Origin of the sequence: Zemynaea arenosa, from assembly GCF_004614185.1 — a bacterium.
Classification (GTDB): Bacteria; Pseudomonadota; Gammaproteobacteria; order Burkholderiales; family Burkholderiaceae_D; genus Telluria; species Telluria arenosa.
Genome location: NZ_SPVF01000034.1, coordinates 1 through 3347, shown reverse-complemented (window position 1 = coordinate 3347; position 3347 = coordinate 1). Strand labels below are relative to the sequence as shown.

Genomic DNA, 3347 nt, shown 5'->3' with positions numbered 1-3347 from the left:
GGGGACGACCAGGAACGCCGCGGCGGCCATGCCGAGCGCGCCATCCCGCAGCAGCCGCCGCGCATGCAGGAGGCCCCGCGCAACGAGGCCCGCATGGAGCAGCAGATGCGCCAGGAGCAGATGCGCGCTTACGAAGAACAGCAGCGCCGCGCCCAGATGCAGGCCCAGCAGCAGGCCGCCCAGGAAGGGTTCCGCCGCAACGGCCGCCTGACCCCGGACGAGCGGCGCGACCTGCGCCGCCAGATCGGCGAGGCGGGCCAGGATATTTACTCGAACACGCCGCGCCGCTAGGGCGCCCCCCAGGCGGGTGGAAAGCGCGAGAATTCGTGACTTTTCGGCAACGAAAGGACAGCTGAGGCTGTCCTTTTTTATTTCCAGCCCGTAAATCCCGACAGGAGCATGGTACGCTGTGAAAGTTACTCTACGCGCAAAATAATTTACAAAAAAGTAAGGGGCGCAGCGCGGCGCCGTTTTGGAGAAGGACGGAACGGGACATGACTGACAGCAGTCAGACTCTGGCGGGCCTGGAACAATGCATCATCAAGCGGCGGGACGGCATCTATGTCGAACCGATGGCGGTGGGGAAGATGCTGCAGGGGGCCATTGGAGCGCTTTTCACCAGCAACTACTTGGCAGGGCTGGACTACCCCATGCTCGCCAAGGCCTTGTATGACATCGGGCCGGCGTTTCCGCGCGCGCCCACGGGCGAGCCGCTGATCCGCATCGCGGCCGATATCGTGCCGTTCGACGCCGAGCGGCGCAGCATCTACCGCGCCGTCAAGATCGCGGACAACCAGGCCGAATACACGTTCGAGCCGGTGTTCCTGCCCGACCCGCGCAACCCGGACGGCATGGGCCAGCCGGCCTTCCTCAACGTCGATGAATTCGTGGCCGACATGTGGGCCAAGGGCATTCGCGCGGGCCTGGACATCGCCGCCATCAGTGCCGCCATCGCAAGCGGCAAGACCGAGCGCGTGGTGGTCGCCCGCCGCGTGGACCCGGTGCCGGGCCAGGATGCGCAGATCGTCGAAGTGTCGGACGACCTGCACCGCAGCGACGCCCCGCGCCAGCTGCCGAACGGGAAACTGGACCTGATGTCGTTCCAGAACCGCTTCCCCCAGATCAAGCAGGGCGCGCGGCTGCTGCAGAAGCTCCCCTCGCGCGAGGGCCAGCGCGGCTACGAGATGTCCGGCATTCCGATCGAGCCGGCCGACCCGAAGGATGTGGACATGCAGCCGCTGGTCGGCGAAGGCACCACCATCCAGCGCAGCGCGGACGGCGAGTACATCGTCGCCGTCAAGGACGGCTTCCTCAACGTGGACACCGGCTCCGGCCAGATCTCGGTCGGCGACAAGATCGTCAGCCGCGAAGGCGTGAGCTCGCGCACCACCGGCAACCTGCAGCTGACCGGCGACTTCGAGGAGTTCGGCGAGGTGCAGGAAAAGCGCGTGGTGGAGGGCGAGAGCATCACCATCCACGCGGACGTCTTCGGCAACGTGGTGTCGCGCGGCGGCACCGTGCTCCTGAACCGCAACCTGGTGGGTGGCAGCGCCGCCAATGCGCGCGGCGATATCCGCATCAAGGGCGTGGCCTCGGGTGCGACGGTGCAGGCGGTGCAGGGCGAGGTGGTGATGAACCGCGCCGAGAACTGCATCATCTCCGGCACCCGCGTGACCATCGACCACGCAGTGAACTGCGAGATCATGGCCGACGAGCTGACCATCCGCCAGGCCGAGGGCTGCGCGGTGGCGGCGCGCTCGGTGACCATCGAGACGGCCGGTCCGCGGCGCCAGATCGAGATGGTGGTCTATGCGCTGATGCCCGATAACGCGCGGGTCGACGAGGTCATCGGCCTGATGCGCGCACGCGTGGCGGACTTCGAGCGCCTGGCCGCGCAGAAGCAGGCCGAGATGGATGAACTGACCAACCAGCCGGAGGTGCGCAAGTACGTGGTGCTGGCCTCCAAGGTGCGCAAGAAGGAGATCGTGCTCACCCCCGAGCAGGTGCCGCAGTTCCAGAAGATGGCGCTGGCGGTGGGCCCTCAGCTCAAGGCCATCGGCAAGGTCTCGCTGGAAGTGAAAGACGCGCAGACCGAGCGCGATGCGGGCAACAAGCTGCTGGCCGAACTGGTGGAGCACAAGAACTCGGCGGCCGGCGTGAGCCGCGTGGCCGTGACCAGCTTCTCCGGGGACGTGACGGTGCGGGTGCTGCCCTTCAATCCCGACGGCAGCAGCGTGTACCACCTGCCACCCAAGGACATCAAGCTGCGCCTGCGCACCGTGGGCGCGGGCGGCGAGGTGCTCTACGCGGGCAGCAATGGCCCGTTCACGTGGAGCAGCGCGGAGGCGGAAGCCGCCGCCGTGTGAGGCTCACGCGGCGGCCTGGCTGTCCGCCGCCGGCATGGCGGCGTAGAGATCCTTCGCCAGCGCGGGCAGACCGCCGAACAGCAAGATATCGTTGTCCTCGATGCGCGTGTTTTCCACGAGCGTTCGCAGCTTGGCCGCGTAGTCCGAGAGCGCCAGCAGGCGGCCCAGTGGCGACAGCTGGCCGCCGCGTGCGAGCTGGCCCTGTTCGGCGATCGCCTGCATCACCGCTTCCGGGAAGTCCCACTCACGCCCGATCGAGCAGGTGAGGGCGCGCGCGGCGCGTACCAGCTTCGCACAAAACATCTCCGAACCCAGGGTGCGGTCGTTACCCGCCACCTGGTCCATCACGCGCAGGGCCACGATCAGGCCCGCGTTCTGCACCAGTCCCGCCAGGAAGGCTTCGAAGCGGTCCACGTTGAGCTGGCCCTGGTCCGCCAGCGCCCGGTTGGCTTCCGCTACGCGTTCCGAACGTTCCCATACGCGCGGCGCCAGCGTGCGCGTGTAGTGGCCCGAATTCATGTCGATGATGGGCCGGAAGGCGACGCTGGTGATCAGGTGGCGCAAGCCTTCGTGGCCGATCACGATCACCGCGTGCTCCACGCTGTCGATCGATTTGCCGCTGCCCTTGATGGACGCGTTGGCGAGCCGCGTGACGGCGGCCACCAGTACCACGTCGCTGGAGATGGTGCGCGACAGCTGCGCGCCGGAGAAGCTCTCGCTGCGCAGGGTCTGCAGCAGCTGCGGGATCAGGCCGGGCATGCGGCGCACCAGGGCGGCGCCGGACTGCTGCGAATTGAGGATCGCGTCGAGCGCTTCCAGCACCCTGGCTTCGGCCGGGCTCACGTCCAGCGGGGCGTCGCCTTCCATGCCGAAGATCCAGGCGTTGTACAGGCGCTCGGCCAGGTCGGCTTGGTCAAAGGCGATGCCGCTGCCGGCGGTGGCGGGCACCCGCGCCGGAGCGGCGGTGACGCTGTCATTGGC

3 protein-coding genes are annotated in these 3347 nt (G+C 67.8%); 2 read left to right on the top strand and 1 reads right to left on the bottom strand.

Annotation, left to right across the window (positions count from 1 at the left end):
- Positions 1 to 63 precede the first annotated feature (63 nt).
- Together E4L96_RS02230 and E4L96_RS02225 are read left to right on the top strand one after the other, a co-directional pair.
- A complete protein-coding gene (locus E4L96_RS02230) occupies positions 64 to 291 on the top strand; it encodes a hypothetical protein (protein ID WP_229414192.1) in 228 nt (75 codons plus the stop codon).
- A 203-nt stretch (positions 292 to 494) separates the two neighbouring features.
- Entirely contained in the window at positions 495 to 2366 is a 1872-nt protein-coding gene (locus tag E4L96_RS02225) for a flagellar assembly protein A (protein ID WP_135205609.1), read from the top strand.
- Between the two features lie 3 nt (positions 2367 to 2369).
- Here E4L96_RS02225 and E4L96_RS02220 read toward each other — a convergent pair.
- Positions 2370 to 3347: HDOD domain-containing protein (locus E4L96_RS02220; protein WP_135205608.1), on the bottom strand; the 978-nt coding region annotated here is incomplete at its 5' end.

Coding starts and splice junctions, on each gene's coding strand:
- E4L96_RS02230 (WP_229414192.1), top strand. CDS start 64: ATGCAGGAGGCCCCGCGCAACGAGGCCCGCATGGAGCAGCAGATGCGC.
- E4L96_RS02225 (WP_135205609.1), top strand. CDS start 495: ATGACTGACAGCAGTCAGACTCTGGCGGGCCTGGAACAATGCATCATC.